We start from the raw sequence: 26,734 nt of genomic DNA, 5'->3' as shown, positions 1-26,734 counted from the left end.
CCCGCCCGCCCGCCCGCCTGTCGCGCTCGCGCCCGGCTGCTATAAAGCGGCAACGGGCGACGAACGCCCGGTGGGAGGATGTGCATGACAACGGACGGGGCAAGACCCATCGTCGGCTTCATCGGGCTCGGCTACATGGGCCACGGCATGGCGAAGAATATCGTCGAGGCCGGCTACGAGCTTCACGCCATCGCCAATCGCCGGCGCGAGGCGATCGAGGATCTGATCGGGCGCGGCGCGCGCGAGGCGACCTCGCCGCGCCGGCTCGGCGAGATCTGCGACGTCGTCGTGCTTTGCCTGCCCGGCTCCGATCAGGTCGAGGCTGTGATCGCCGGGCCGGACGGTCTGCTGGCTGCGCCGAAGACCGGCCTGACCATCATCGACGCCTCGACCTCCGATCCCGTCTCCACCCGCAAGCTTTTCGATCTCGCGGCCGAGCGGGGTGTCACGCTGGTCGATGCGCCGCTCGGGCGCACGCCGAAGGAGGCCTGGGAGGGTACGCTGGACTCGATGGTCGGCGCGCAAGACGCCGCGTTCGACCGCGTCCGCTCCCTCATAGAAACCTGGTCGGGCAAGATCGTGCGCACCGGCGGGCCGGGCTCGGGCCACACGATGAAGCTGCTCAACAACTTCCTCTCGCTCGGCTACGGCGCGCTCTATGCCGAGGCGCTGGCGGTCGGCGCGAAGGCCGGGGTATCCGCGGAAACGTTTCACGGCGTGATCACCGGCGGCCGGATGGACTGCGGGTTCTACCAGACCTTCATGAAATACGTCGTCGAGGGCGACCGCGACGCGCACAAGTTTACCCTGCGCAACGCCCACAAGGACACGCGCTACCTCGTCTCCATGGCCAATGCCGCCGGCATCGCCAGCCATGTCGGCTCGGCGGTGAAGAACAGCTACGCCACCGCCGAGGCGATCGGGCGGGGCGACGACTTCGTGCCGATGCTCACCGACGTGGTCGCCGAACTCAACGGTATCAAGCGGTAGGCAACGCTGAGCCGACGGCGGGCGTCTCGGCCAACCAGATCACGTGCCGCGCCCCGCCGCGCTTGCCGTTGGCGCGCACGGTGACCTCCTCGACCGTGAAGCCGGAGCGCTTCAGGCGCCCGGTGAAGCCCCGATTCGGGCCCGAGGACCAGACGGCGAGGATGCCGCCGGGCGTCAGCGCCCGGCGCGCGGCTTCCAGGCCGGCATAATCGTAGAGCCGGTCGTTCGCTTGGGCCGTCAGCCCCTCCGGGCCGTTGTCGACGTCGAGGAGGATGGCATCGAACCGGCCTTTGGCCTCCGCGATGACGGCGGCGACGTCGCGCTCGTCGATCGTCACGCGGGGGTCGTCGAGGCTCGTCCCGTGAAACTCCGCCATCGGCCCGCGAGCCCAGGCGACGACCGCCGGCACGAGTTCGGCCACGGTGAGCGACCCCTTTGTCGGCAGGTGCGCCAGCGCGGCGCGCAGCGTGAAACCCATGCCGAGGCCGCCGACGAGAAGACGGGGACTTTGACGGCCGGCGAGGCGCCCGATGGAGAGGGTCGCCAGCGCCTCCTCGGAGCCGCTGAGCCGGCTGTTCATCAGCTCGTTCGACCCGAGCATGATCGAGAACTCCGCGCCCCGCCGCATCAGCTTCAGGGTTCCCCCGTCGCCGGGGATCGTCGCGGTGTCGAGATGGATCCAGGGAATCATCGGCAGGGTCCGGCGTTGGGAAGCGCGAGCTTTGCCAGAAGCGGGCGACGATGGCCAATCGGGATGGCCAGCATTGGGTGATCTCGGGCAGGGGCCTCGCCGCCGCGTCCTTCCCGTCTATCCTTAAACCCCTGTTGCAGGGCCGCGCACCGGTTCGACCGGAGGCGGGTCTGCGAACGCATGGAGACCCACCGATGTCGCAGACCTCGACCACAAACCGCCGAATCGTCCTGGCCTCGCGCCCCTCGGGCGCGCCGACGCCCGAGAACTTTCGCCTCGAAGAGGCAGCACGGCCCGAGCCCGGCGAGGGCGAGGTGCTGGTGCGCACGCTCTTCCTGTCGCTCGATCCCTACATGCGGGGCCGGATGAGCGACGCACCGTCCTATGCCTCGCCGGTGGCGATCGGCGCGCCGATGGAGGGCGGAACGATCGGGCGCGTCGTCGCCTCGCGCCACAAGGATTACACGGAGGGCGATCTCGTGCTCGCCGGCGGCGGCTGGCAGGATTTCGCGGTGCTGCCCGGTGCGACGCTCCGCAAGCTGCCGGCGGATCTGGCGAGGCCGTCTCATGCGCTCGGCGTTCTCGGCATGCCCGGCTTTACAGCCTATACCGGCCTTCTCGACATCGGCGCTCCCAAGGCCGGCGAGACCGTGGTGGTCGGCGCGGCCACCGGCGCGGTGGGGGCGGTGGTCGGGCAGATCGCCAAGATCGAGGGCTGCCGCACGGTCGGCATTGCCGGCGGGCCGGAGAAATGTCGCTATGCGTTGGAAACGCTCGGCTTCGATGCGTGCATCGACCACCGCGCGCCCGACTTTGGCGAGCAGCTGAAGGCCGCCTGCCCGGACGGGATCGACGTCTATTTCGAGAGCGTCGGCGGCGCCGTCTTTGCAGCCGTGCTGCCGCTGCTCAACGTCCATGCCCGCATTCCCGTCTGCGGGCTCATCGCCGGCTACAACGACATCGCGCCGCCGGAAGGGCCCGACCGCCTGCCCGGCCTGATGGGCGCGATCCTGCGCAAGCGCCTGCTCGTGCACGGCTTCATCATCAGCGATCACTATGGCGACGGTCGCTACGAGGCGTTTCAGCAGCGCATGGGCGGCTGGATCGCCGAGGGGCGCATCCAACCTCGCGAGGATGTGGTGGACGGGCTGGAGAAGGCCCCGGACGCCTTCATCGGCCTGCTGCAAGGCCGCAACTTCGGCAAGCTGGTGGTTGAGGTCGCCGACGACTGACGGCCCGATCGATGGGCCGTCGGCGGAACCGTTGTGGCCGACTGCCGAAGGATTATGCTACGAGAAAAATTGCGGTGAATCGCGGCACAATCAGGAGGCGGGATGGCGGCCTATCACGCGAATCTCGGCGGCGAGCGCCATGTCTTCGCCGACCTCAAGACCCTTCTTGCGGCGGCCTCGCCCCGTCGCTCGGGCGACGAGCTCGCGGGCCTTGCCGCGGGCAGCGACGCCGAGCGGATCGCGGCGCGGATCGCGCTGGCGGACCTGCCGCTGAGCGTCTTCCTTGGGGATCTCCTCGTGCCCTACGAGGCCGACGAGGTGTCGCGGCTGATCGTCGACACGCATGACGCCGTGGCCTTCGCGGAGATCTCCCATCTCACGGTCGGCGCCTTTCGCGACTGGCTCCTGTCGCACGAGGCGGATGCGGCCGCGCTCGCGCGCGTCGCCAAGGGGCTCATGCCGGAGATGGCGGCCGCCGTCTCGAAGCTGATGCGCAACCAAGATCTCATTGCGGTGGCCCGCAAGGTGCGCGTCGTCACCGCCTTCCGCACGACGCTGGGCCTACCCGGCCGCCTGGGATCGCGCCTCCAGCCGAACCACCCCACCGACGACCCTCGCGGCATCGCCGTCTCGGTGCTCGACGGCCTGCTCTACGGCGTGGGCGACGCGGTGATCGGCATCAACCCGGCCAGCGACAACGTGCCGAACGCGGTGGCGCTGATGGAGATGCTCGACGGGCTGCGCCAGCAATACGAGATTCCCGTGCAGACCTGCGTCCTCACGCATGTCACCAACTGCATCGAGATCATCGAGCGCGGCGCGCCGGTGGATCTGGTGTTCCAGTCGGTCGCCGGCAGCGAGGCCGCCAACCGCTCCTTCGGCGTCGATCTCAACGTGCTGCGCGAGGCGCACGAGGCCGGGCAGAGCCTGAAGCGCGGCACGGTCGGCCAGAACGTCATGTATTTCGAGACGGGCCAAGGCGCTGCGCTCTCGGCCGAGGCCCATCACGGCGTCGACCAGCAGACGATGGAAACCCGCGCCTACGCCGTCTGCCGCGCCTTCGATCCGCTGCTCGTCAACACCGTAGTCGGCTTCATCGGCCCGGAATATCTCTACGACGGCAAGCAGATCGTGCGCGCCGGGCTGGAGGATCATTTCTGCGGCAAGCTGCTCGGCCTGCCGATGGGCTGCGACGTCTGCTACACCAACCATGCCGAGGCCGACCAGGACGACATGGACGGGCTGATGACGCTGCTGACGGCGGCCGGCTGCACGTTCCTCATCGCCGTGCCCGGCGCCGACGACATCATGCTGAACTACCAGTCGCTCTCCTTCCACGACATGCTGTACCTGCGCTCGGTGATGGGCGTGAAGGCGGCGCCCGAGTTCGAGGCGTGGCTGGAGAAGATGGGCATGGTCTCGGGAGAGGGGCGGATGCGCGAACTCGAATTGCGCGACCCCCGCGTCTCCCGGATGCTCGACCGCATCCCGCGCGTGACGGGCGCTGCGGCATGAGCGAGCCCAAGGCCCCCGTCACCCTCGCCAGCGACCCGTGGAGCGCGCTGCGCCTCGCCACCACCGCCCGCATCGGGCTGGGGCGGCAGGGCGATGCGATGCCGCTGCGCTCGGTTCTGGAGTTCCAGGCCGCTCACGCCAAGGCGCGCGACGCCGTGCATGCGCCGCTCGACGTCGAGGCGCTGGAGGCTGCTCTGGCGCCGCACCGGGTGATCCGGCTGGCGAGCGAGGCGGGCGATCGCGCCACCTATCTCCGACGCCCCGACCTCGGGCGCCGGCTCGCGCCGGAGTCCCGTCCAGCGTTGGCAGAGGTTGGGACCTGCTTCGACATCGCCTTCGTGATCGCCGACGGGCTTTCGGCCACCGCCGTCGAGCACCATGCCGCGCCGTTGCTCCAGGCGAGCATCCGACGCTTCGGCGATCTCGCGGTGGCGCCCGTCGTGGTGGCGACGCAGGCGCGCGTGGCGCTTGGCGACGATGTCGGCGAAATGCTCGGCGCGCGTCTCGTCGCGGTGTTGATCGGCGAGCGGCCGGGCCTCAGCGTTGCCGAAAGCCTCGGCGTCTATCTCACCTACGAGCCGCGACGTGGCCGGCGCGATTCCGAGCGCAACTGCATCTCGAACGTCCACGGGCTCGGCGGGCTGACTTACGAGCAGGCCGCCGGCAAGCTGGCCTGGCTCGTGCGCGAGGCGCTGAAGCGCGGGCTGACCGGTGTCGAGCTGAAGGAAGACGAAGGTTCGGCGGTGACAGCCGAGCCCGAGGCGCCGCGCCTCGGCTGAGGGCGACGCCGCATCGTCATTTCACCGCGCCCGCCGTCAGTCCCGCCACGATCTGGCGCTGCGCGAAGAGGGTGAGCACGAGCACCGGCAGCGTCACGACGATGGCGGCGGCGGCGAGCGGGCCCCAACTCACCTGCTCGAAGGAGAGCATGTTGTAGACGGCGACCGGCAGGGTCCGCGTCTCGCGGCTGGCGAGCACGATTCCGAAGACGAAGTTGTTCCACGAGAAGATCACCGACAGGATCAGCGACACCACGATGCCAGGTCGCGCGATCGGCAGCGCCACCTTGTAGAAGACCTGCCAGCTCGTCGCGCCGTCGATGACGGCAGCCTCCTCCAGCTCGATCGGCGTCGTCTCGAAATAGCCGATCATCACCCAGATCACGATCGGCACGGTGACGACGAGATGGATGATGATCTGCGGCCAGAGCGTGCCGAGAAGGCCGAGCGTCTGGAACAGGAGAAAGAGCGGGATGAGGTAGGAGAGGCCCGGCGTCATCCGCGCGATCATGATCACCATCGCCGCCTTGTTGGCCTTCAGCCGGGCGATGCCGTAGCCGGCGGGCACGCCGACCGCGAGTGCGAAGAGCGTCGCCGTGCCGGTGACGAGAATCGAGTTCCAAAAGTAGAGGAGGAAGTCGTTTTCCGCGAAGATCTTCGTGTAGTTCGTCCAGGCGAAGCGCTCGGGGATGAAGATCGGCGGATAGGCGCCGTTGTCGATCTCGTATTTCAGCGAAAGCGACAGCATCCAGAGGAAGAAGAAGACGGCCGGCGAGACGAGCACGAGCCCGACGAAGCCCATGCCGATCCGGCCCATGATGCGGCGGAGGTTCACGGCGCGCATCTCCTCAGTCGTTCCATTTGGCGCGCTGGCGTAGATGCAGCAGCACGAGCGACAGGATGATGATCAGCACGAAGAAGACCACCGCGATCGCCGAGCCGTAGCCGATGTCGTAATAGGCGAAGGCGACGTTGTAGAGGTAGATGTTGATCGTCTGCGAGGCCGTGCCGGGGCCGCCCTGCGTCATCGCGAAGATGATGTCGAAGCTTTTCAGCGCGTCGATCGAGCGGATGATGACGGCCACCATCATGAAGGGCGCGATGAGCGGCAGCGTGATGTAGCGGAACTGCTGCCAGGCGTTGGCGCCGTCGATCTCGGCGCCTTCATAGGGCTCGCGCGGCAGCGAGGCGAGACCGCCGAGCACGATGAGCATGATCAGCGGCGTCCACTGCCAGGTCTCGACGAGGACGAGCGACGGGATCACCGTCGACTGGTCGTAGATCCAGGATTGCTCGGGCAGGCCGACAAGCGACAGGAGATAGTTGAGAACGCCGAGCTGCGGGTTGAACATCATCGTCCAGACCAGCGCGATCGCCACCGGCGTCGCCATCATCGGCATCACGAAGATGGCGCGCAGCACGCCGCGCATCGGCAGCTTGGAATCGAAGAGGATCGCCGCGAACGTGCCGAGGATCAGCGGCGCGATCACCGACAGCGCCGTGTAGAGCAGCGTGTGGATCATCGACTCCCAGAACTGGGCGTCCGAGGCGAGGCGCAGGTAGTTCTCGAAACCGACAAAGACCGGCGCGCTGCCGACCTGCCAGGCATTGGCGCTCATCCAGAGCGTATAGGCCCACGGAAACACGATGACGCCGACCACCACCACGAGGGCGGGCACGACGAAGGGCCAGTAGGACGGGCCGAACGTTCGGGAGGGAACGGCGGCTCGCGCCGCCGCTCCCGTTTCGGTCTGGGCGATGGCGCTCATCAGGCTTCCGAGCGCGCGAGGATCGGCTTGAACTGCTCGGTCGCCTTGGTCAGCGCCGCAGCCGGGTCGCCGCCGCCGAGGAGGTCGGTCAGCGCCACGCCGAATACGTCGCGGAACTCCGTGACGGGGATGATAACGGGGAGCGAGATCTGGCTGATCTTGGCCGACTCCGAGACCGCCGTCGCCCAGTCCCCCGGCATCTTCACGCCCTTGAGCACTTCGGCATCGTTGACGATCGAATTGCGGAAGGGAACGCCGGCGCCGGTCTGGAACAGGCGGGCGCCCATCTCCTTCGAGATCGCCCACTGGCAGTAGAGATAGGCCGCTTCCTTCTTCTCGGACGCCTCGGTGACGCCGAGCCCGTCGCCGAAGGTCGGCGCGGCCCGGGTCGAGGGGCCGGCGGGCATGACGCCGTAGCCGACCTTGCCGACGACGCGCGACAGCTCGGGGTTCTCCAGCGGCGCGGCGAAGCCGATGCCGTCGAGCCACATGCCGACCTTGCCCTGCAGGAAGGCCGACTGGCACTCCGACCAGTTGAAGCCGGTGACGCCGCGCGGCGCCGTTTCCGTCATCAGCTGCTGGTAGATCTTCGCCGCTTCGACCGCCTTGTCGTTGTCGGTCATCAGCGCGCCGTCGTCGCCGACCGCCTTCTGCCCGAAGCCGAGCATCAGGGAGGTCCAGACCGGCGTGTTGGCGTTCTTCATGCCGCGAGCGACAAAGCCCGAGGTGCCCGCGTCCTTGTCCTGCAAGGTCTTGGCGGCCGCGATCATGGCGTCGTAGGTCTCGGGATAGGCGAGGCCCTTGGCGGCGAAGAGCTCCTTGTTCCAGTAGACGATCCAGTAGTCCACCGAGAACGGCAGCGCCCGGATCGCGCCGGCCGTGTCCTTGGCATAGGCCATGCCGGCCGGCGCGAAGTCGCTCTCGACGAGCGCAGCGTCGGTCAGCGTCGCGTCCGCCATGAAGGGCGTCAGGTCGGCGAGCCACTTGCCCTTCTCGAACTGGCGCTTCTGCACGTGGAAGCTGATGTGGACGACATCGAAGCTCGGGCGCCCGGATGTCAGCTCGATCACCGCCTTCTGGCGCTGCTGCTGCTCGGGCGTCGCCTCGGAATTGACCTTGATGCCGGTCAGCTCCTCGAATTCCGACTGGTACTTCTTCAGGAGGTCGCCGCGCGGGCTCTTGATCAGGTTGACCTCGAGCGTCGTGCCGGCGTGCTTCTTCCAGTCCACCGCGGCCTGCGCGAAGCCGGGGCGAACGCCGGCAAGGCCCAATGCACCGATGGCGGCGGCGCCCGCCAGGAACCGGCGGCGTGTGGTGGTGAGATGATGGTTCGTCATGGTGGATCTCCTCCCGAATGGCTCGCGGGCTCTTGTCGGCCCTTCGATGATTGGTCTCGCACATCGACCCTACACGGTCAGGGCCAATGCCCTCGCATTGTTGATGTGGTCGGCGATCGCCGCGACGGCGCGGGCGGGATCGCGGGTCTCGATGGCGGCGACGACGGCGAGATGCTCGCGCATCACCGGCACCACGCGCCCGTCGATGCGGAAGCGGTCCTGGTTGATGAGCCGCGTCTTCACCGAGTTCACCTTGTAGGCGGTGGCGATAATCTCGTTCTTCAGCGCGCGGATGAAGCTGTCGTGGAGGTTCCAGTCGACGGCCTGCGCCTCGTCCTCTTCGTCCTTCGTAAGGTCGCGCGACAGCGCCCGCTCCAAGATCGCCTCGTGCTGCGCCCGCAGCCGCGCCAGCGTCGCGTCGCTGGCGCTCGTCGTGAACAGCGCGACGGCTTCCTTCTCGATGAAGAGGCGGAACTGGAAGGCCTCGCGGATCAGGTTGACGTCGACATGCGCGATCTGGATGCCGCGCTGGGGGATCGCGGTCAGCAGCCCCTCCGACTCGAGCCGCGGGATGATCTCGCGGATGGCGCCGAGCGGCAGGCCGGTGACGGCGACGAGCTGGCGCTGCGAGACGAACTGGCCGGGCAGGAACTCGCGCGCCAGAAGCCGCTCGATGAAGCTGGCATAGGCGCGCTCGCGCAGCTTGCCGGTGTCGGCCTCGCGCGGGAGCGGGGCCGGTTCGGTGAGCTCGGCGATGAGGTGGCCGGCGTTCAAGTCGCTCTCAGGCCGCGGCGGCCGTGGCGTTCAGCGAGCCAAGCGCCGCGCCGAGCTGCGCGGCCGGCGCCGCCGGGGTCGGCAGGAGCGGGGCGCGCACGCGGGCCCAGGCGGGATCGCCGAGCCGGTGGGCGAGCAGCGCCTTCACCGCCGGCGTGACCGGGTTCTTCAGCACCTCGGCGACGAGATCGGTGAGGCCGTGATCGTCGCGCCCGTCGCGGATCATCGGTACGAGCCGCTCGGGGCAGATGTTGGCCATGCCCGAGATCGCACCCTCGGCGCCGAGCCGGACGCCGGCCGCGAGCGAGCGCTCGTCGCCGATGAGGATCGACAGGTCCTTGTGCTCGGCGAGCAGCGCCTGCGTGTAGGGCCAGTTGCCCGACGAATCCTTGACGCCCGAAATCGCGGCAGGGAAGGCGCGGCGAAGACGGCCGATCAGCGCCACCGACAGCTCCACCGCCGTCACGGACGGGATGTTGTAGAGAATGATGCCGCGGGCCTTCGATCCCAGCTGCGTCAGCACGTCGGAGAACCAGCCGAAGACGCCGTCCTCGGAGACGCCCTTGAAGTAGGAGGGCGGCGCCAGCAGCACGCCGCGCCCGCCGGCGTCGAGGATCTCGGCCGACTGCTCGGCCGCGTCCGCCGCCGCATTGGCCATGACGCCGCCCACGATGCGATCGCCGGGAATGCCGCCATCGAGAAACGCCTTCAGGACGGCGGTGCGCTCGGTGCGGGAGATCGACGACCCCTCGCCGGTGGTGCCGAACAGCGTCACGCTGGCGCAGCCGTTGTCGAGGCACCAAGACGCGTGACGGATCATCCGCGCCGTATCGATCGACCCGTCTTCGGCGAAGGCGACGGTGAGGGCGGCGGAGAGGCCGAAGGGCTGGGCGGACATCGCGGGATCCTTTGAAACGTTGCCAACATGTGACTGACATGTCAGTGGGCTGTCAATGTGTTTCGCGATGTGAGCCCGCGGTGGTTGTGCTGCGTTGCAGCGTGGGTGTCGTTCGGTTGGCTGGGGTTGGAGGGGGGTGCGGCGTCGGATACGTTTCCTATGACGGCGGGTGGACAGGCCATCCAAAAGGGGTGAACGGTTCTGACCGTCTGACTCTCGAGACAGATGGACCGACAATGTCGGACCATCAACCATGATCGATGGCCGGTTCAGGCCCGGAGCAAGTTCAGACCGACGCCAACCTGTCCGCCGGTCAAGTGCGTCCTTCTGTTCAAGTTGGCGGGCCCAACCCTCAACCCATCCCGGTTCGTCATCCCAGACCTGATCCGGGATCCATGCCACGTCGTGTCTATTGTTGGACCGGCAGGCTATGACGACACACTTAAGCGTGTATGACGCACGCCTCGGCATGGATCCCGGATCAAGTCCGGGATGACGATGCTGATGGGGGGCGCCTATGGGGCGACGGCGGGCGCCGGAGATCTGAGGGTCAAGAAGTGTTGGAGGCCAACACGATCCTCGTCCGGTGCGATGCCGCTACTCGCAAGAACGTCGAAGCCGCATGCCTCCCGCCGCATACCTACCGCGGGCCGAAGCCCGCCACCGTTCGAGCCGCGCCGTTCTCGCGCAGTGCCGCGACCTGACGGGCCACCGTGTCGCGGAAAACGGCCGACGTCGGCAGATCGGTGCCGAAGACTTCGCCGAAGCCCATATAGGCGGCGACCAGCTCGTCCGGGGTCGCAGCGCCACCGGCGGCTTCGCGCAGGCGCGCGGCGAGGGGGTCGCGTACGTCGATCTCGACGCCGCGCTCGTCGCGCCCAGCGGCATAGATCATCCAGCCGGCAAGGCCGAGCGCCAGACGGTCGAAGCCGGCCCCGCTGGCCAACCGGTCTCGGATCGTGCCGAGCAGCCGCTGCGGCACCTTCTGCGAGCCGTCCATCGCGATCTGCCAGGTGCGATGACGCAGCGCCGGATTGCGGAAACGGGCGCGCAGATCGTCACGATAGGCCGGCAGATCGAAGCCGGCGAGGTCGGGCAGGGTGGGCGAGACCTCGTCCTCCATCAGGCCCCGCACGAGCGCGTCGAACCCCTCGGCCGCCATCGTCTCCGACACAGTCTCGTGGCCGGCGAGATAGCCGAGATAGGCGAGCGTCGAATGGCTGCCGTTGAGAAGCCGCAGCTTCATCGTCTCGAAGGCGCCGACCTCGTGGGTGAAGGTGACGCCCGCCGCCGCCCAGTCCGGCCGCCCGCTCGGGAAGTGGTCCTCCACCACCCATTGGGAGAAGGGCTCGGTCATGACCGGCCAGGCGTCGTCGAGCCCAAGCGCGGCAGCCACGGTCTCGCGGTCGACGTCCGTGGTGGCCGGTACGATGCGGTCGATCATCGTCGAGGGGAAGGCGATCTCGGCCTCGACGAAGGCGCCGAGGGCGGGATCGCGCAGGGTTGCCAGCTGCCGCACGACCTTCGCGACGGTGTGGCCGTTCGAGGGAAGATTGTCGCACGAAAGCACCGTCAGCGGCGGCAGGCCGGCGTCACGGCGCAGGCGAATGGCCTCGACGAGAAAGCCCGGCGCCGAGCGGGGCGCATTGGGATGGGCAAGGTCGTGGACGATGTCGGGATGCGCCTCGTCCAGTTCGCCCGTCGCCGGCCGGTGGCAGTAGCCCTTTTCCGTCACCGTCAGCGAGACGATGCGCGCATCGGGATGGGCCAGCGCCGCCAGCACGGCGGCGGGATCTTCGGGCGCCACGAGCTGGCCGATGATGCCGCCGATCACCTGGAACCGGTCGCCGGCCCCGTCGCGCACCGCCACGGTGTAGAGCCCGTCCTGCGGGGCCAGTGCATCGCGCGTGTCGGGCGAGCGGAGCGAGACGCCGACCGTGCCCCAGCGCAGGTCCCCGGCAGCGAGCGCCCGTTCGGTGTAGACGGCCTGATGAGCACGGTGGAAGGCGCCGAGGCCAAGATGGACGATGCCGGGCTTGAGGTCGGCGCGGCGGTAGGCGGGTGTCTCGACGCCCTTCGGCAAGGTGTCGATCGTCTGGTTGCTGAGGCGGGTCATGAGGGTCTCAATGTGCGTTCGAAGGCTGCTTGGCGCGGGCGACGATCTGGGTTGGGTTGACGAAACGCAGCGCGAGCACGAGCCAGAACAGCGTCGTCACCATATAGACCACCGCCATCGCGTCGATCGACTGCGAGGCGCGAACGCCCGCCGCGAAGACGGCATAATAGAGCGAGACGACGAGCGTCTGGCTGGTGGGGCCGGCGACGAGGAAGGTCAGCTCGAACATCGCGATCGTGCGCACCAGCACCAGGAGCAGCGCCGCCAGCATCCCCGGCAGCAGAAGCGGGAGCAGGATGCGCAGGAAGAGGCTGCCGGTGCGCGCGCCGAAGACACGCGCCGCGGCTTCGATGCGCGGGTCGATCTGCTCGATGAAGGGGATCATCACCAGCACGACGAAGGGAATGGACGGCACGAGGTTGATGATGACGACGCCCCAGAAGGTGCCGCCGAGGCCGACCTGATAGAGCAGCGTCGCCAGCGGGATGCCGTAGGTGAGAGGCGGCACGAGCAGCGGCAGGAGGAAGACCAGCACCACGAAACGCTTGCCGGCGAACTCGCGTCGCGCCAGAGCATAGGCCGTGGTGATGCCGATGAGGCCCGACAGGATCGTGACGAGGAAGACGATCTGGAAGGTGACGAGAAGCACCTCCGTCAGCTGGAACTCGCGCCAGGCGTCGAAATACCAGCGGGTCGTCCAGCCGGTCGGCAGCCACGTGCCGAGCCAGCGCGTCGCCAGCGAATTGGTCACGACGGCACCGATGACGCCGAGGAGGTTGAGGACGAAGAGGATGGTGACGCCCCAGACGGCGGCGCGCCAGAGCTTCGACCCGAGGCCGCGATCCCTGATCATCGGTTCAACCCTTCGTTCCGCCGGTGGGGCCGCGATAGAACAGGCGGCGCAGCGCCAGGACGGCCAGCACCACGACGAGCTGCACCACGCCCATGATGATCGCGATCGCCGAACCCAGCGAGTGATTGTACTCCTCGAAGGCCGCCGAATAGGCGGCGATCGAGATGACGCGCGTCGGCCCGGCCGGCGCGCCGAGCAGCACCGCCGAGGGGAAGACCGCGAAGGCCTGGACGAAGGCAAGGCAGAAGGTGACGGCGAGCCCCGGCACCAGCAGCGGCAGGAACACGCGGCGGAACCGCTGCCACGCGTTGGCTCCGAGCGTCGCCGCCGCATGCTCGATCGCGGGGTCGATGCCGGAGACGTAGGAAAGCGTCAGCAGGAACGAGAAGGGAAAGCCGGTGATCAGCAGCGAGGCGAAAACGCCCCAGTAGTTGTTCGTCAGGCGAATGGGCGTGTCGAGGAGGCCGATGAGGATCAGCGTCCGGTTGAACCAGCCTTGCGGCCCCAGGAAGTTCAGCAAGCCTTCGGCGACGAGCACCGTGCCGAGCGTGATCGGCAGGACGAGGAGGATCGTCAGCAGCTTCTGCCGGCGCATCAGCCGGACGCGGAAGGCGATGGGCACGGCCAGTGCGAGATTGAGGATCGTCACAGGCAGCGCCAGCCAGAGCGTCGCCCCGATCGTGTTGTAGAGAAACGGGTCGGAGAAGAAGCGCCGGTAGTTCTCGTACCAAGCGCCGGTCTCGGGGGTCAGCGAATCCACCAGCCCATACAGAAACGGGTAGACGAAGAGGGCGAGGATCGAGACGAGCCCGGGCAGCACGAGGAGGGTCGTGGCGTCGAACCCCTTGGCCGCAAGCCGCGTGCGCAGCGAGTTGCGCGGCTGCGCACGTGAGGAAAGGGCAAGGTCGCTCATCGGGCGTCGCCCGCGAAGATCAGCGTGCGCTGCGGATCGGGCGAGAGCACGATCGTCTCGCCGTTCGCCACCGGACTGTCGGAGCGGAAATAGGCCAATGCTTCGCCGGGCAGGACGGCGACGCCAAAATAGGCGCGGCCCCGGTACTCGCTGGATCGCACGACGGCGCGAAGGCCCTCGCCCGAGCGTGCGGCGACGAGATCTTCCGGGCGGATCGAGAGGACGATCGGGGCGCCCTGCGGCAGGTCGGTCGAGCGATGCAGCACGAAGCGGCTTCCGCCGGCCTCGATCGTGGTGCGCCCGACGCCTGCGTCGGCGACGCGCCCCTCGATGCGGGTGCGAAAGCCCATGAAGTCGGCGACGTCGAGATGGTTCGGCCGCTCGTAGAGGTCTTCGGGCGTGCCGGTCTGGCGGATCACGCCGCCGCTCATCACCACGATCCGGTCGGCGAGCGACAGCGCCTCGTCCTGATCGTGCGTGACGTAGATGGTGGTGGAGCCGATGGCGTCGTGGATGGCGCGGATCTCGGCGCGCATCTCCAGCCGCAGCTTGGCGTCGAGATTGGACAGCGGCTCGTCCATGAGCACGAGCGGCGGGCGGATGACGATGGCGCGGGCGATGGCGACGCGCTGCTGCTGGCCGCCGGACAGCTGGCCGGGCAGCTTGTCGCCCTGTTCGCGCAGGCGCACGAGGTCGAGCGCCCGATCGATGCGCTCCTCGGCTTCGGCCTTCGCGACGCCCTGCATCGTCAGGCCGAAGCCGACATTCTTGCGGATCGTCATGTGCGGGAAGAGCGCGTAGCTCTGGAACACCATGCCGAAGCCGCGCTCCTCGGGCTGCAACTCGTCGATGCGTCGGCCGTCGAGACGGATCTCGCCGCCGGTCAGCGGCAGGAGGCCGGCGATGCAGTTGAGCGCTGTCGACTTCCCGCAACCGGACGGGCCGAGCAGCGCGATGAACTCGCCGCGCTCCACCGTCAGGTCGATGCCGGCCAGCGCGTTATAGGAGCCGAAGGAGCGCCGGAGGCCGAGAAGTTCAAGCCGGCCGCCCCCGGTGCGGGGCGAGCCTGCGGGGCCGTTGGGCTTCACGGAAGCGGAATGGGCGTTCATGGCGTGGGCTCCGGGAACGGCTCGTCAGGGGAAGCGCCGGCATCGCGCCGGCGGTGGAAGCGGTCGTCGGCCGCATGAGGTCATCGAGCGCTTGAACCTTCATCCACCCCGTCCCGAACGGTTCGATGGGCGATGGGGGTGGGTCGATCAAAGTCGGCGCCCTCGTCCCTCGATGGGTTCGGGACGAGGGCTGTCGGTTCGCCGGAGCGCAGCGGGACATCGGCTGCGCCCTTAAACGACTCAGCTCTTCTTGGCGCCGATCCGCTCGTCCCAGATGCGGAAGGCGGCGACGAGCTTGTCGGCGTCGAGGGGCGTTTCCAGCGGGTTCTCGGCGATCCACTGGTCGTATTGCGGCCGGCCGAACTCCTTGATGGCGTCCTGGCTCTCCTGCGGCGCCATCGAGAGCGGCACGTCCTTCACCGCCGGGCCGGGGTAGAAATAGCCCTGGTCGTAGGCGTAGGCCTGAGACTCCGGCGTCAGCATGAAGTTCATGAGGTCGAGGAGCACGGCGAGCTTCTCTTCGGAGACGCCCTTCGGCACCACCATGTAATGGGCGTCCGTAACCCAGTGGAAACCGGCGAGCGTGCCGACTTCCGCTTCCGCCGGCACGACGCCGAGAACGCGGGGGTTGATGTCCCAGCCGGTGGTCGAGACCACGATGTCGCGCGTGCCCTCGCCGAGTTCGCGCATCGTCTGCGTCGTACCGGAGGCGTAGTACTCAATGTTCTGGCCGAGCTCTTCGAGGAAGGTCCAGGTTTTGTCCCAGCCCTTCTCGGGATCGCGCGGATCGGCGTCCTTCAGGAGGTAGGGCAGACCCATGAGGAAGGTGCGGCCCGGCCCGGAGTTCGAGGGGCGGGCATAGATGAACTTGTTGGGGTTGGCCTTGGTGTAGGCCAGCAGCTCCTCGGCCGTCTTCGGCGGCGTCGGCACCCGGTCGGGCATGTATTCGATGAGCGGTCCGGACGGATAGTAGGAGACGACGACGCCCCGGTCTTTGGCCATGGCTTGCATCTTGAAGGCCTGCGGGATGTAGAGGACCTCGAGGTTCGGCAAGTCCGCCTTGTAAGGCGTCAGGTCCGTCCAGAGATCCTGGTCGAGGCCGGCCGAGAGCGCGTCGGTGCCGGTGAGGACGAGGTCGATGTCGAGGCGTCCGGCGTTCTGCTGGGCCTTCAGCTTGGCGGGAAGCTCGGGGGCAGGCGCCTTGGTGAAGGCGATGCGGCTCGCCCATTCGGGCTTCATCTCGGTGTAGCGCTGCATCGCGGCCTGCGTCAGCGCCAGATTGCCGGCGACGTCGACCACGGTGATCGTCACCGGCGAGGAGGGTTTGGCGAGCGCCGCGAAGGCCTTGCCGCCGAAGAGGGTGGCGCCCGCAAAACCCGCGGCCGCGCCGCCGACGAACCGTCTGCGTGTCAGGTGCATGGTGGTGTTCCTCCCGAAGGGCCCTTGCGCGGTCTCCCGTCCGCGGGCCGGATTGTCAGAGCCGGTACGCCAGCTTGGCGAGCCGGTAGGCGAGATCGGCGGCCACCTCGTGGGCCTCGTCCTCGTCGAGACGCCCGTCCGCCACGAGGCGGGCGAGATAGGCGCAGTCCACCCGCCGTGCGACGTCGTGTCGGGCGGGGATCGACAGGAAGGCGCGGGTGTCGTCGTTGAAGCCGACCGTGTTGTAGAAACCGGCGGTCTCGGTCGTGGTCTCGCGGAAGCGGCGCATGCCCTCCGGGCTGTCAAAGAACCACCAGGCGGGGCCGAGGCGCAGCGCTGGATAATGGCCGGCCAGCGGCGCGAGCTCGCGCGAATAGACGGTCTCGTCGAGCGTGAAGACGATGACGGTGAGCTGCGGCTCGTTGCCGACCTGATCGAGCAAGGGCTTGAGCGCCCGCACGTAGTCGGTGCGGGTCGGAATATCGGCACCCTTGTCCATCCCGAAGCGCGCGAAGAGCGCGGGGTTGTGGTTGCGCATCGAGCCGGGGTGGATCTGCATCACCAGCCCGTCCTCGAGGCTCATGCGCGCCATCTCGGTCAGCATCTGCGCCCGGAACAGCTCGGTCTCGGCGAGTTCCGCGCGTCCCGACACGACCTTGTCGAAGAGCAGCGCGGCTTCCGCCGGCGTCAGCGCGGCTGTGCGTGCCGTCGGATGCCCGTGATCGGTGGCGGTGGCGCCGCGCGCCTTGAAATAGGCGCGGCGGATACGGTGCGCTTCGAGATAGCCGGCGTAGGTGCGCGGCTGGCCGGTCAGTTCGAACAGGCGGTCGAGCGAGGCGGCGAAGTCGGGCCGGTCGGCGTCGATCACGGCGTCGGGACGGTAGCAGGGAAGAACCCGGCCGCTCCAGCCCGACTGCCGGATGCGGTCATGGGCGGCGAGATCGTCGATCGCGGCGTCAGTGGTGGAGATCGCCTCGATCCCGAAGCGGTCGAAGAGCGCGCGGGGCCGCATGTCGTCGTCGCCGAGCCGCTCCGTGATCAGTTCGTAGAGCGCGTCGGCATTTCCGGCGGTCAGGCGCTGTTCGATGCCGAAGACCGTCTCCAGCGAATGCTCGAACCAGAGGCGAGAGGGGGTGCCGCGAAAGAGCGGATAGTTCTCCGCGAAGATGCGCCAAATGGCGCGCGGATCGGTTTCGCTCGGTCCCCCGTCGGTGCGCGGCACGCCGAGCGCTTCGAGCGGCACGCCCTGCGAGTAGAGCATGCGGAAGATATAGTGATCGGGCACCACGAAGAGCGCCGCGGGGTCCGGGAAGGGCTGGTTGTCGGCGTACCAGAGCGGGTCGGTGTGGCCGTGCGGCGAGACGATCGGCAGATTGGCCACGCCCTCGAACAGGCGACGGGCGATCGCGCGTGCCTCGGGCTCGATCGGCAGGAGCCGGTCCGGATTGAGCGCCATGATCCACGTCCTCCCTTCGGCCGGTTTCCGGCTCGGCAAACCCTCGGGGTCGCGCTTGGCATCAACTAACGATTGATATACTAGAATGTCAACGACCGCCGAAGCGGCGATGCGAGGAGGACGGCATGCGGGACGAAGGCGAGGGCGCTTTGGCGTCGACGGTTTCGACCCGCCGTGCCGCCACCGGACCGATGCGCCGCCGTGTCACCTCGGCCGGGCTGATCTTCGACACTCTGCTCGGCGAGATCGTATCGCTCGAGCTTCCACCGGGGACGCCGCTGCAGGAAAAGGCGATCATCGACCGATTTGCCGTCAGCCGCACGCCGGTGCGCGAGGCGGTGATCCGGCTGGCCGAGATGGGGCTGGTCGACGTCTTTCCCCAGTCCGGCACCTTCGTCTCGCGCATTCCCGTCACCGCGATTCCCGAGGCGGTTCTCGTGCGCAAGGCGCTGGAGGGCATCACCGTGGAGGCTGCGGCCGCATCGGGCGATCCGCGCCGGGCGTTGCGCCTCGACGCGGTGATCCTGCGCCAGCGCCTTGCTGCCGAGCACGGCGAACTCGGGCTGTTTCACGAGGCCGACGAGGCCTTCCATGCCGAGATCGCGGCGATCGGCGGTCATCCCGGCATCTGGCGCCTCTTGATGCAGGTGAAGATGCAGATCGACCGGGCGCGGCGCCTGACCCTGCCGGCGCTCGGCCGGATGAACCACGTGATCGCCGAGCATGTCGTGATCCGCGACGCGATCGCGGCCGGAGACCAGGCCGAGGCGCGTCGGGCGATCGACGTGCATCTCGGCGCGGTGCTGCCCGACGTCGCGGCGCTTCGCGGACGCTTCCCCGACTATTTCGCCTGATCGGCCTCGTGCCGACGGCCCGTTTCACTGGAGGAAAGATCGATGCGGCAAGGTTGGCGCTGGTTCGGGCCGAAGGCGCCCGTGACCCTGGACGAGGTGCGGCAGGTTGGGGCGAGCGACATCGTCTCCGCGCTGCATGACGAGCCGATCGGCGCGGTGTGGACCCGCGAGGCCGTCGAGCGCCGCCGCGACCTCATCGAGACGACGCCGCCCGGCCGCGTGCCGCTGCGCTGGTCGGTGGTCGAAAGCATCCCCATTCCCGACGCGGTGAAACGCACCGGCGGGGCGGCTAAGGCCGAGATCGAAGCCTGGATCGCCAGCCTGGAGAGCGTGGGCAAGGCGGGCATCGGCATCGTCTGCTACAATTTCATGCCGGTGGTCGACTGGTGTCGCACCGATCTCGACTTCGTTACCCCGACCGGCGCGACCGCCATGCGCTTCGACTTCGACACGTTCGCCGCCTTCGAGCTGCATATCCTGGAGCGTCCCGGCGCCGAGCGCGACTACACCCCGGAGGAGCAGGCGCGCGCCAAGGCCGTTTTCGAGGCGATGGACGAGGCCACCGCCGCCGATCTCGTGCGCAACATCGCGAGCGCGCTGCCGGGCTCCACCACCGATCCGATGACCATCCCGGCTTTTCGCGATCGGCTGGCAACCTATCGCGACGTCGACGCGGGCAAGCTTCGCCAGCACCTCGTCGAGTTCCTAGCCGCCGTGACGCCCGCGGCGGAAGCCTTCGGCGTCAAGCTGACGCTGCACCCCGACGACCCACCGCGCCCGCTCTTCGGCCTGCCGCGCGTGGCCTCGACGGAAGACGACTATGCCGCCCTGTTCGACGCCGTGCCGTCGCCGGCCAACGGCATGTGCTTCTGCACGGGAAGTCTTGGCGTGCGCGCCGACAACGATCTGCCGGCCATGGTTCGCCGCTTCGCCCCGCGCATCCACTTCTCGCATCTTCGCGCCACGACGCGCGAGGCCGATCCCCGCACGTTCCACGAGTCGGCGCATCTGGAGGGAGACGTCGATATGGTGGCGGTGCTGCGCGAACTCGTCGCCGAGGATCGCACCCGGGCCAAGGGCCAGACGATCGTCATCCGCTCCGACCACGGCCATCGCATGCTCGACGACCTCCACAAGGTGGTGACGCCGGGCTATCCGGCCATCGGCCGGATGCGCGGCCTCGCCGAACTGCGCGGCATTCTCCATGCGCTGGGGCACCCACCGGAACAACCATCGGCAGCCTGAGACGGCGGTTCCACGCGCGCGATCATTTCGCGTATCAAAACGTGTTGAAGCGCCTCGTGGTGGTTCTGCCGCCGGTCGTCCCTATTTCGTCGGTCATGGTTCGAGCAGTCGCTCGATCGTCGAGAAGGAGACCGACATGACGAAGTCCTGGAGCAAGCCGCAGATGTGCCAGGTGGCCGCCGGTTTCGAGATTTCGCGTTACGCGGAAGCCGAACTCGAGGTCCGCAAGGCCGACACCGCCAAGTAGGCGGTCGACGGGCGCAGGTCGCAGGATCTGCGCCCGAACTGCGTTCGACGCTCGCCGACGGCGATGGAACGAGACGCTCCGCACGGAAGCTACACAAACTGGCGTGGCGCGTGCCGGGATGACGCCCTCGGTGGATGCACCGATCCAGCGAGACCATCTCTGCAGGACGTGCGGCGTGATCCGATCTCACATGGGGAAGACGACGCTTTGCGCGTAAAGGTTCTCGGCTCGGCCGCAGGCGGCGGCGTGCCACAATGGAATTGCAATTTTCGGCTGAGTCGGGCGGCGCGCGAGGGCGCCGGTCGGGTCATGCCCCGGCTGCAGTCGAGCATCGCGGCGTCCGCCGGTGACGACGCGGGCTGGGTCGTCTTCAACGCGTCCCCCGACATTCGCCAGCAGATCAACGAAACGCCCGAGCTTCAACCGGCGCCCGACGCGCCGCTGCGTTCGACGCCGATCCGCGCCGTCGTCCTGACCAATGCCGATGTCGACCATCTTGCCGGCCTCCTGTCGCTGCGCGAGCGTCAGGCATTCCATCTCTACGCCACCGCCCGCGTCCTCGTCGTTCTCGCCGAAAACCCGATCTTCCGCGTTCTCGATCCCGCCTACGTCACCCGCATTCCCCTGACGCTCGCCAATCCCTGCGCGATCCATGGGCCGGACGGGCCGACCGGCTTGACGATCGAGTTGTTCGCGGTGCCCGGCAAGGTTGCGCTCTTCCTCGAAACGGGGGATGCGGCAGCGGATTTCCGAGCGAACGAGGAAGACACGATCGGCCTGCGGATCACGGCGGACGGGGCGGCGGCTCGCGTCCACTACATTCCCGGCTGCGCCGCCGTCGACGACCGGCTGCGCGAGCGGATCCGGGGAGGCGACGTCCTGTTCTTCGATGGGACCGTCTTCACCGATAACGAGATGGCCGAGGCCGGGGTCGGCGCGAAGACCGGACAGCGCATGGGCCATCTGGCCATCGACGGCACGGATGGTTCGCTTGCCGCCTTGGCGGAGGTCGAGGCCGGCCGCCGCATCTTCATCCATATCAACAACACCAATCCGATCCTTGACGAGGCCTCGCCCGAGCGCGCGCGCGTCGAAGCGAAGGGTTGGGAGGTCGCCTACGACGGAATGGACATCGCCCTATGATGGCGGACTTCAGGATCGATGCCGCGCTCTCCACCGCGGATCTCGAAGCCCTGCTCCGCCGCGTCGGGTCGGAGCGCTACCACATCAACCATCCGTTCCACCGGCTGATGGTGGAGGGCCGGCTCAGCCGCGGCCAGATGCAGGCCTGGGCGCTCAACCGCTACTGCTATCAGGCCGTAATCCCGCGAAAGGACGCGATCATCCTGTCGCGCATCGAGGATCGCGATCTGCGGATCGCCTGGCGCGAACGCATCCTCGATCACGACGGCGTTGCCGGGCAGCCCGGCGGCATCAAGCGCTGGTTGAAGCTCGCGACCGGTCTCGGGCTGGATGCCGCCGACGTCGAGGCCGAGCGCTTCGCCCTGCCGGCGACGCGCTTCGCGGTGAACGCCTATCTGACCTTCGTCGAAAAGCGCTCGCTCCTGGAGGCGATCGCCTCTTCGCTGACCGAGATGTTCTCACCGCAGGTGATCGGCGAGCGCGTCTCGGCGATCCTCCAGCGCTACCCCTATATCGATGCCGACACGCTCGGCTATTTCACGCCGCGCCTGACGCAGGCCCCGCGCGACGTCGATCTCGCGCTCGGCTACGTGCGCCAGCATGCCGTGACGCGCGAGACGCAGCAGGCAGTCGTCGATGCGCTCGTGACCAAGTGCGACATCCTCTGGGCGATGCTGGACGCCCTGCATTTCGCCTATGTCGAGCCGCGGCATGTGTCGCCCGGCGCCTTCGTGCCGCAGGATCCCGTGCGATCATGACCATACCGATCAGACGAATGGCGACAGGAGCGTCCCGGCCCACGCTGCCGCGCCATGTCCGCCTGCACTTCGATCCCGTCCGTCAGGCCTGGGCGCTGCTCTCGCCCGAGAAGATCCTGTGGCCGGACGAGACGAGCCTCGCCATCCTGCGGCGCTGCGACGGTTCGGCGGGCGTCGATACGATCGCCGACGAACTCGCGCGCGAATATGGCGCCGATGCCGAGACGGTTCGCGCCGATGTCGTCGCCTTCCTGCAGGACTGGTCGGACCGCATGGTGGTGCGCCTGTGAGCGACGTGACGGACGCGCCCGGCCCGCCGATCGGCATGCTCGCCGAGCTGACGCATCGCTGCCCGCTGCAGTGCCCCTACTGCTCGAACCCGCTCGCCCTTCTCAAGGCCGATCGCGAACTCGACACCGCCACCTGGGCCTCGATCTTCGAGCAGGCCGCCGATCTCGGCATCCTGCAGGTCCATCTCTCGGGCGGCGAACCGACGCTGCGGCCGGATCTTCCCGAACTCGTGTCGGGTCTGGCCCGGCGCGGCGTCTACTCCAACCTGATCACGGCCGGCGTCGGGCTGAAGCCGGGAACGCTGGCGGCGCTGGCCGAGGCCGGACTCGATCACGTGCAGCTCAGCGTTCAGGGCGGACGGCCGGAGACCACGGAACTGATCGGGCGCCTGCGCGGCGCGCACGAGAAGAAGCTCGCGACCGCGCGCCTCGTGCGCGAGGCCGGGCTGCCGCTGACGATCAACGCGCCGCTGCATCGCCAGAACATCGGCGAGGCCGACCTCTTCATCCAACTCGCCCTCGACCTCGGGGCGGAGCGGCTGGAGATCGCCAACGTGCAATATTACGGCTGGGCCTTGCTCAATCGCCCGGCCCTGATGCCCTCGCGCGACGAGGTCGCGCGGTTGGTGGAGATCGTGGAAGCGGCGCGCGCGCGGCTGCGCGGCGTGCTGGCGATCGACTTCGTCGCCCCGGACTATTACGCGCGCTATCCCAAGGCCTGCATGGGCGGCTGGGCGCAGGACGCCTTCATGATCACCCCGGACGGCACGGTGATGCCGTGCCACGCCGCCGCCAGCATCCCGAGCCTCAGCTTCGACAATGCGGCTGCTCGCCCGTTGGCCGAGATCTGGCGATCGTCCTCGGCCTTCGCCGCCTACCGCGGCACGGCCTGGATGAAGGATCCCTGCCGAAGCTGCGCGCGCAAGGACATCGACTTCGGCGGCTGTCGCTGTCAGGCGATGATCCTGGCCGGCGACGCGGCGGCTACGGATCCCGCCTGCTCGCTCTCGCCGCTGCATGGCAAGGTTCTGGCGCTTGCCGAAGCGGACGCGGCCAGCGCCACGACGGAGTTCACCTACCGTCGAATCGGCGCTTTCGTCGACACGCTGGCCTGAAGCCGCTCGCCGTATTGCGCGGAGGCACCGCCTGCCGCGCGGTCGGTGGGTCGGATCATACCGGAAAACCGACCCGGCCCACGCCGTCCCACGAGGCGCTGTCAGCGCGCGGCCGCGTCGTTGGCGGCCTGCGCCGTCGTTTTGACCGGCGCCACCACGACGTTGATGCCCTTGGCCTTCATCCGGGTGAGATGGCGGTCCGGCGTGGCGTCGTCGACGATCACCACGTCGAAGTCGGTGAGTGCGGCGAAGCCGTGCAGCGCGCGGCGCTCGAACTTGGTGTAGTCGGCAAGGAGAATGCGCTGCGAGGCCGATTCGAACATGGCGCGCTTGATGTCGACCACGACCGACGAGGGGTGGAACACCATGTCGTCGATGATCGCGGCCATCGAGACGAACAGCGTGTCGGCCCGCAGCCGGCCGATCTCGGCCGTGGTCATGCCCCCCATAAAGGCGTTGCACCACGAGAAATACTGGCCGCCGAGCCCGACGATGTCGATCTCGCGCACGCCGCGCAGTTCGGTCATCAGCGTCAGCGAGTTGGTGATGGCGGTGAGCGGCGCCTTGGCGTGAAGATGCGGCACCATCTGGAGGACGGTGGTGGAATCATCGAGGAAGAGCGCCTGTCCCGGCTCGACGAAGCGCATGGCGGCCTGCGCGATGGCGCGCTTCTCGTCGAGCTGCCGGCTGAACCGATAGACGTCGCTGGATTCGATGAGGCTTGTGGGGGCGGCCGAGACGACGCCGCGCGTCTTGCGCAGGAGGCCGCGGCCGATCAGTTCGTCGAGGTCGCGGTGGACGGTCATCAGGCTGATGCCGAAGCGCGTCGTCAGGTCCTCGATCCGCATGGCGCCTTCGGCCATCACGGCTTCGGCGATCATCTGCCGCCGGTTGAGCTGCCGGGTCTGGCGGGTGTCGCCCGGCAGTTCGTCCGGCAGGAAGCCCTCGAGCCCGGCTGCAGTTCTCTCGCCCTGTTCGCTCAAGAAGCCTCCGGGATCGCCATGGGTTCGGCCGTCGTGCCTTGAAGAAAAAAGGGCGCCCGGCGAGGGGCGCCCCGATCGATCGAGCTTAGTCCTTCATCACAAAGGGCGAGCCGTACTGGTCGACATTGTCCTTGGTGATGACGACGCAGTCGAAGAGTTGCTTCTCGGTGGCGACGCCCGTCTTGCCGGTCTTGAGGAAGGAGTCGGCCTGCTGGACCGCCGCCTTCGAGAACACGGCCACCGGCTGCAGCACGGTGTAGGCGAGTTCGCCCGCCTTGATGGCGGCGACCGCGTCCGGCGAGCCGTCGAAGCCGCCGACCGTGATCTTCGAGAGGGCGCCGGCCTCCTTCAGTGCGGCGATGGCGCCGAGGGCCATCTCGTCATTGCCGGAGATGACGCCGGTGATGCCGGGATTGGCCTGCAGCAGGCTCTGCATCTTGGAATAGCCCTGGCGGCGATCCCAGTTGGCGACCTCGGAGCCCGACAGCTTCAGGTCGGGATACTGGCTGAGCACGGTCTTGTAGCCGTTCGAGCGCGTCGCAGCGTTGTTGTCGGATGGGGCGCCGAGGAGCTCGACATAGTTGGCGGTGTCGCCGAGGGTCTCGACCCACTGCTGGGCACCGAGCGCCGCGCCCTGCGCATTGTTCGAGACGAGCTGTGCCTTGGCGAGGCCTTCCTGGTTGATCTCGGCGTTGACGAGGAAGACCGGGATACCGGCGGCGACCGCCTTCTTTACCGCGCCCACCGAACCGTCGGCATTGGCGGGGTCGAGGATGATGGCCTTCGAGCGGTTGGTGATCGCGGTGTCGATCAGGTTGCTCTCGGTGTTCGTGTCGCCCTTGTGCGAGGAGACGGTGGCCTCGTAGCCGAGTTCCTTGGCCGCCGCCGAGGCGACCTCGCCCTCGGTGAACCAGTAGGGGTTCGAGGGGTCGTTGACGATGATCGTCATCAGACCCTCGGCCGAGGCGGCGCCGGCGCCGAGGATCGGCGCGATGGCGACGAGGCCGGCGAGCAGCAGGCTCTTGCTCTTCTTCAACATGGTCTCTCTCCCAAGATGTTTGTGGTGGTGGGCGCCGGTCTTCCGGCTCTGCGTATTCCCGGCGTCGGACGGCCCGTCAGGCCTGGATCGCCTGCGGCGGGGAAGCGGGGGCATCCGGCTTCGGCGCCGCGCGCTTGGGCCGGCGTCCGTACTGGATGGAGTTGAGGAGGACGGCGAGGACGATCACCGCGCCGGTGAAGACGGTCTGCCAGTAGGAGGAGACGCCGATGATCACGAGCCCGTCCGACAGGAAGCCGATGACGAAGGCGCCCAGAAGCGTACCGCGGATGTTGCCGCGCCCGCCCGTCAGCGCCGCGCCGCCGACGACCACGGCCGCGATCGCCGTGAGCTCGTAGGTCGAGCCCGCGGTCGGGCCGGCCGAGGTGAGCTGCGAGGAGAGGACGAGCCCCGCGATCGAGGCGCAGACGCCGGACAGGACGTAGACGAGGATCTGCGTGCGCTTGACCGGGACCCCCGACAACTCCGCCGCGCGGGCATTGCCGCCGGTGGCGTAGACCCAGCGCCCGAAGGCGGTGCGGGTGAGAAGGATACTGCCGACGATCGCCACCGCGACGAGGATGATGACGCCGATCGGCACGCCGAAGAGGCGGTTGAAGCCGAGCCAGTCGAAGCCGGTGTTGCCGAGTTCGGGACGCCCGCCGAGGTTGTTGTAGGTCAGACCGTTGGTCATCAGCAGCGCCACGCCGCGCGCCACGTAGAGGACGCCGAGCGTCGCCACGAAGGCGGGCACCTTGAGATAGGCGACCAGCACGCCGTTGAGGACGCCGATGAGCGCGCCCATCGCGCAGGTCAGCACCACCACCGCCCAGACCGGCGGGTAGAGCACCACGCCGAAGAGCTGCAGGCTGACGCCCTGCATGAGGAAGCCCGCGACCACGCCGGCAAGGCCGAGCGTCGAGCCGACGGACAGGTCGATGCCGCCGGTCAGGATGACGAGCAGCATACCGATCGCCAGAAGGCCGAAGATGGCCACGTGCGAGGACATGATCAGGAAGTTGTTCACCGAGAAGTAGAACGGCGACAGGATCGAGAAGACCGCGATGATCACCACGAGGGCGAAGAAGGCGCGTCCTTCGAGAAGGATCCTGGCGAGGTCGAAGCCGGCGGCCGGGCTGGCCGGCGCAGCGGATTTGCCGGAAGCGGGGGCGGGGGCGGGGGCGGAGGGGGTGGTCATGATCGGGGTTCCCG

The 26,734-nt window shown here is 68.2% G+C and carries 25 protein-coding genes; 10 read left to right on the top strand and 15 right to left on the bottom strand.

Features of this window, described 5'->3' with window-relative positions:
• Positions 1 to 84 precede the first annotated feature (84 nt).
• On the top strand, positions 85 to 990 hold the full coding sequence (locus tag AUL33_RS03350) for an NAD(P)-dependent oxidoreductase (protein WP_062203649.1): 906 nt from the start codon (positions 85 to 87) through the stop codon (positions 988 to 990).
• On the opposite strand, the gene AUL33_RS03345 is transcribed toward AUL33_RS03350, so the two are convergent.
• Positions 980 to 1,681: a spermidine synthase gene (locus AUL33_RS03345; RefSeq protein WP_062203637.1), complete on the bottom strand. Its 702-nt coding sequence runs from the start codon at positions 1,679 to 1,681 to the stop codon at positions 980 to 982. The two genes, AUL33_RS03350 and AUL33_RS03345, sit on opposite strands and share 11 nt — an antisense overlap.
• A gap of 194 nt (positions 1,682 to 1,875) precedes the next feature.
• Here AUL33_RS03345 and AUL33_RS03340 point away from each other — a divergent pair, with 194 nt between their 5' ends.
• From AUL33_RS03340 to eutC, 3 genes are all read left to right on the top strand, one after another.
• Positions 1,876 to 2,913 carry an NADP-dependent oxidoreductase gene (locus AUL33_RS03340; RefSeq protein WP_062203636.1) on the top strand — a complete coding sequence of 346 codons (1,038 nt, stop codon included), beginning with the start codon at positions 1,876 to 1,878 and terminating at the stop codon, positions 2,911 to 2,913.
• Positions 2,914 to 3,015: 102 nt separating this feature from the next.
• Positions 3,016 to 4,428, top strand: a complete 1,413-nt coding sequence (locus AUL33_RS03335) for an ethanolamine ammonia-lyase subunit EutB (protein ID WP_062203634.1) — start codon at positions 3,016 to 3,018, stop codon at positions 4,426 to 4,428.
• Positions 4,425 to 5,207, top strand: a complete 783-nt coding sequence (eutC, locus tag AUL33_RS03330; RefSeq protein WP_062203632.1) for an ethanolamine ammonia-lyase subunit EutC — start codon at positions 4,425 to 4,427, stop codon at positions 5,205 to 5,207. The genes AUL33_RS03335 and eutC overlap by 4 nt, the downstream gene beginning before the upstream one ends.
• A gap of 16 nt (positions 5,208 to 5,223) precedes the next feature.
• Here the strand turns inward: eutC and AUL33_RS03325 are convergent, their stop codons facing one another.
• The 11 genes from AUL33_RS03325 to uxaC form a co-directional block, all read right to left on the bottom strand.
• The gene (locus AUL33_RS03325) at positions 5,224 to 6,024 is read right to left on the bottom strand and encodes a carbohydrate ABC transporter permease (protein WP_374754401.1); all 801 of its coding nucleotides are present in this window, start codon (positions 6,022 to 6,024) and stop codon (positions 5,224 to 5,226) included.
• 31 nt (positions 6,025 to 6,055) lie between these two features.
• A complete protein-coding gene (locus AUL33_RS03320; protein WP_062203628.1) occupies positions 6,056 to 6,976 on the bottom strand; it encodes a carbohydrate ABC transporter permease in 921 nt (306 codons plus the stop codon).
• Positions 6,976 to 8,313 carry an ABC transporter substrate-binding protein gene (locus AUL33_RS03315; RefSeq protein ID WP_062203626.1) on the bottom strand — a complete coding sequence of 446 codons (1,338 nt, stop codon included), beginning with the start codon at positions 8,311 to 8,313 and terminating at the stop codon, positions 6,976 to 6,978. The genes AUL33_RS03320 and AUL33_RS03315 overlap by 1 nt, the downstream gene beginning before the upstream one ends.
• Positions 8,314 to 8,382: 69 nt before the next feature.
• Positions 8,383 to 9,069, bottom strand: a complete 687-nt coding sequence (locus AUL33_RS03310) for a GntR family transcriptional regulator (protein ID WP_062203647.1) — start codon at positions 9,067 to 9,069, stop codon at positions 8,383 to 8,385.
• A 25-nt stretch (positions 9,070 to 9,094) separates the two neighbouring features.
• Positions 9,095 to 9,985, bottom strand: a complete 891-nt coding sequence (locus AUL33_RS03305) for a dihydrodipicolinate synthase family protein (protein ID WP_062203624.1) — start codon at positions 9,983 to 9,985, stop codon at positions 9,095 to 9,097.
• A gap of 640 nt (positions 9,986 to 10,625) precedes the next feature.
• A complete protein-coding gene (locus AUL33_RS03300; protein WP_062203622.1) occupies positions 10,626 to 12,101 on the bottom strand; it encodes a mannitol dehydrogenase family protein in 1,476 nt (491 codons plus the stop codon).
• Positions 12,102 to 12,108: 7 nt separating this feature from the next.
• On the bottom strand, positions 12,109 to 12,954 hold the full coding sequence (locus AUL33_RS03295; RefSeq protein WP_062203619.1) for an ABC transporter permease: 846 nt from the start codon (positions 12,952 to 12,954) through the stop codon (positions 12,109 to 12,111).
• Between the two features lie 4 nt (positions 12,955 to 12,958).
• Positions 12,959 to 13,867 (bottom strand): ABC transporter permease, encoded by a 909-nt coding sequence (locus tag AUL33_RS03290; protein ID WP_062203617.1) that lies wholly within the window; start codon positions 13,865 to 13,867, stop codon positions 12,959 to 12,961.
• Positions 13,864 to 14,976 carry an ABC transporter ATP-binding protein gene (locus AUL33_RS03285; protein WP_062203615.1) on the bottom strand — a complete coding sequence of 371 codons (1,113 nt, stop codon included), beginning with the start codon at positions 14,974 to 14,976 and terminating at the stop codon, positions 13,864 to 13,866. Before AUL33_RS03285 ends, AUL33_RS03290 begins: the two co-directional genes overlap by 4 nt.
• A gap of 240 nt (positions 14,977 to 15,216) precedes the next feature.
• Positions 15,217 to 16,395, bottom strand: coding sequence for an ABC transporter substrate-binding protein (locus tag AUL33_RS03280; protein WP_062203612.1), 1,179 nt, complete (start codon positions 16,393 to 16,395; stop codon positions 15,217 to 15,219).
• 55 nt (positions 16,396 to 16,450) lie between these two features.
• Positions 16,451 to 17,851 carry a glucuronate isomerase gene (gene uxaC, locus AUL33_RS03275; RefSeq protein ID WP_062203610.1) on the bottom strand — a complete coding sequence of 467 codons (1,401 nt, stop codon included), beginning with the start codon at positions 17,849 to 17,851 and terminating at the stop codon, positions 16,451 to 16,453.
• A gap of 125 nt (positions 17,852 to 17,976) precedes the next feature.
• On the opposite strand from uxaC, the gene AUL33_RS03270 reads away from it, so the two are divergent.
• From AUL33_RS03270 to pqqE, 6 genes are all read left to right on the top strand, one after another.
• Entirely contained in the window at positions 17,977 to 18,705 is a 729-nt protein-coding gene (locus tag AUL33_RS03270; RefSeq protein WP_062203609.1) for a GntR family transcriptional regulator, read from the top strand.
• 42 nt (positions 18,706 to 18,747) lie between these two features.
• On the top strand, positions 18,748 to 19,950 hold the full coding sequence (gene uxuA, locus AUL33_RS03265; RefSeq protein WP_062203607.1) for a mannonate dehydratase: 1,203 nt from the start codon (positions 18,748 to 18,750) through the stop codon (positions 19,948 to 19,950).
• Between the two features lie 415 nt (positions 19,951 to 20,365).
• A complete protein-coding gene (pqqB, locus tag AUL33_RS03260; protein ID WP_306302787.1) occupies positions 20,366 to 21,340 on the top strand; it encodes a pyrroloquinoline quinone biosynthesis protein PqqB in 975 nt (324 codons plus the stop codon).
• Entirely contained in the window at positions 21,340 to 22,098 is a 759-nt protein-coding gene (gene pqqC / locus AUL33_RS03255; protein ID WP_062203645.1) for a pyrroloquinoline-quinone synthase PqqC, read from the top strand. The genes pqqB and pqqC overlap by 1 nt, the downstream gene beginning before the upstream one ends.
• Positions 22,095 to 22,388 (top strand): pyrroloquinoline quinone biosynthesis peptide chaperone PqqD, encoded by a 294-nt coding sequence (gene pqqD, locus AUL33_RS22005; protein ID WP_062203602.1) that lies wholly within the window; start codon positions 22,095 to 22,097, stop codon positions 22,386 to 22,388. Before pqqC ends, pqqD begins: the two co-directional genes overlap by 4 nt.
• Entirely contained in the window at positions 22,385 to 23,503 is a 1,119-nt protein-coding gene (gene pqqE / locus AUL33_RS03245; RefSeq protein WP_280137795.1) for a pyrroloquinoline quinone biosynthesis protein PqqE, read from the top strand. The genes pqqD and pqqE overlap by 4 nt, the downstream gene beginning before the upstream one ends.
• A gap of 101 nt (positions 23,504 to 23,604) precedes the next feature.
• Here the strand turns inward: pqqE and AUL33_RS03240 are convergent, their stop codons facing one another.
• The 3 genes from AUL33_RS03240 to AUL33_RS03230 all read right to left on the bottom strand — a co-directional run bounded on the left by AUL33_RS03240 (position 23,605) and on the right by AUL33_RS03230 (position 26,720).
• Complete coding sequence (locus AUL33_RS03240) at positions 23,605 to 24,486, bottom strand: DeoR/GlpR family DNA-binding transcription regulator (protein ID WP_062203600.1); 882 nt, start codon at positions 24,484 to 24,486, stop codon at positions 23,605 to 23,607.
• Positions 24,487 to 24,571: 85 nt separating this feature from the next.
• Positions 24,572 to 25,525: a D-ribose ABC transporter substrate-binding protein gene (locus tag AUL33_RS03235; RefSeq protein ID WP_062203598.1), complete on the bottom strand. Its 954-nt coding sequence runs from the start codon at positions 25,523 to 25,525 to the stop codon at positions 24,572 to 24,574.
• 76 nt (positions 25,526 to 25,601) lie between these two features.
• The gene (locus AUL33_RS03230; RefSeq protein WP_062203641.1) at positions 25,602 to 26,720 is read right to left on the bottom strand and encodes an ABC transporter permease; all 1,119 of its coding nucleotides are present in this window, start codon (positions 26,718 to 26,720) and stop codon (positions 25,602 to 25,604) included.
• Positions 26,721 to 26,734 lie beyond the last annotated feature (14 nt).

Origin of the sequence: Aureimonas sp. AU12 (assembly GCF_001463705.1) — a bacterium.
GTDB lineage: Bacteria > Pseudomonadota > Alphaproteobacteria > Rhizobiales > Rhizobiaceae > Aureimonas.
This window is presented reverse-complemented; position numbering and strand designations above follow the sequence as displayed.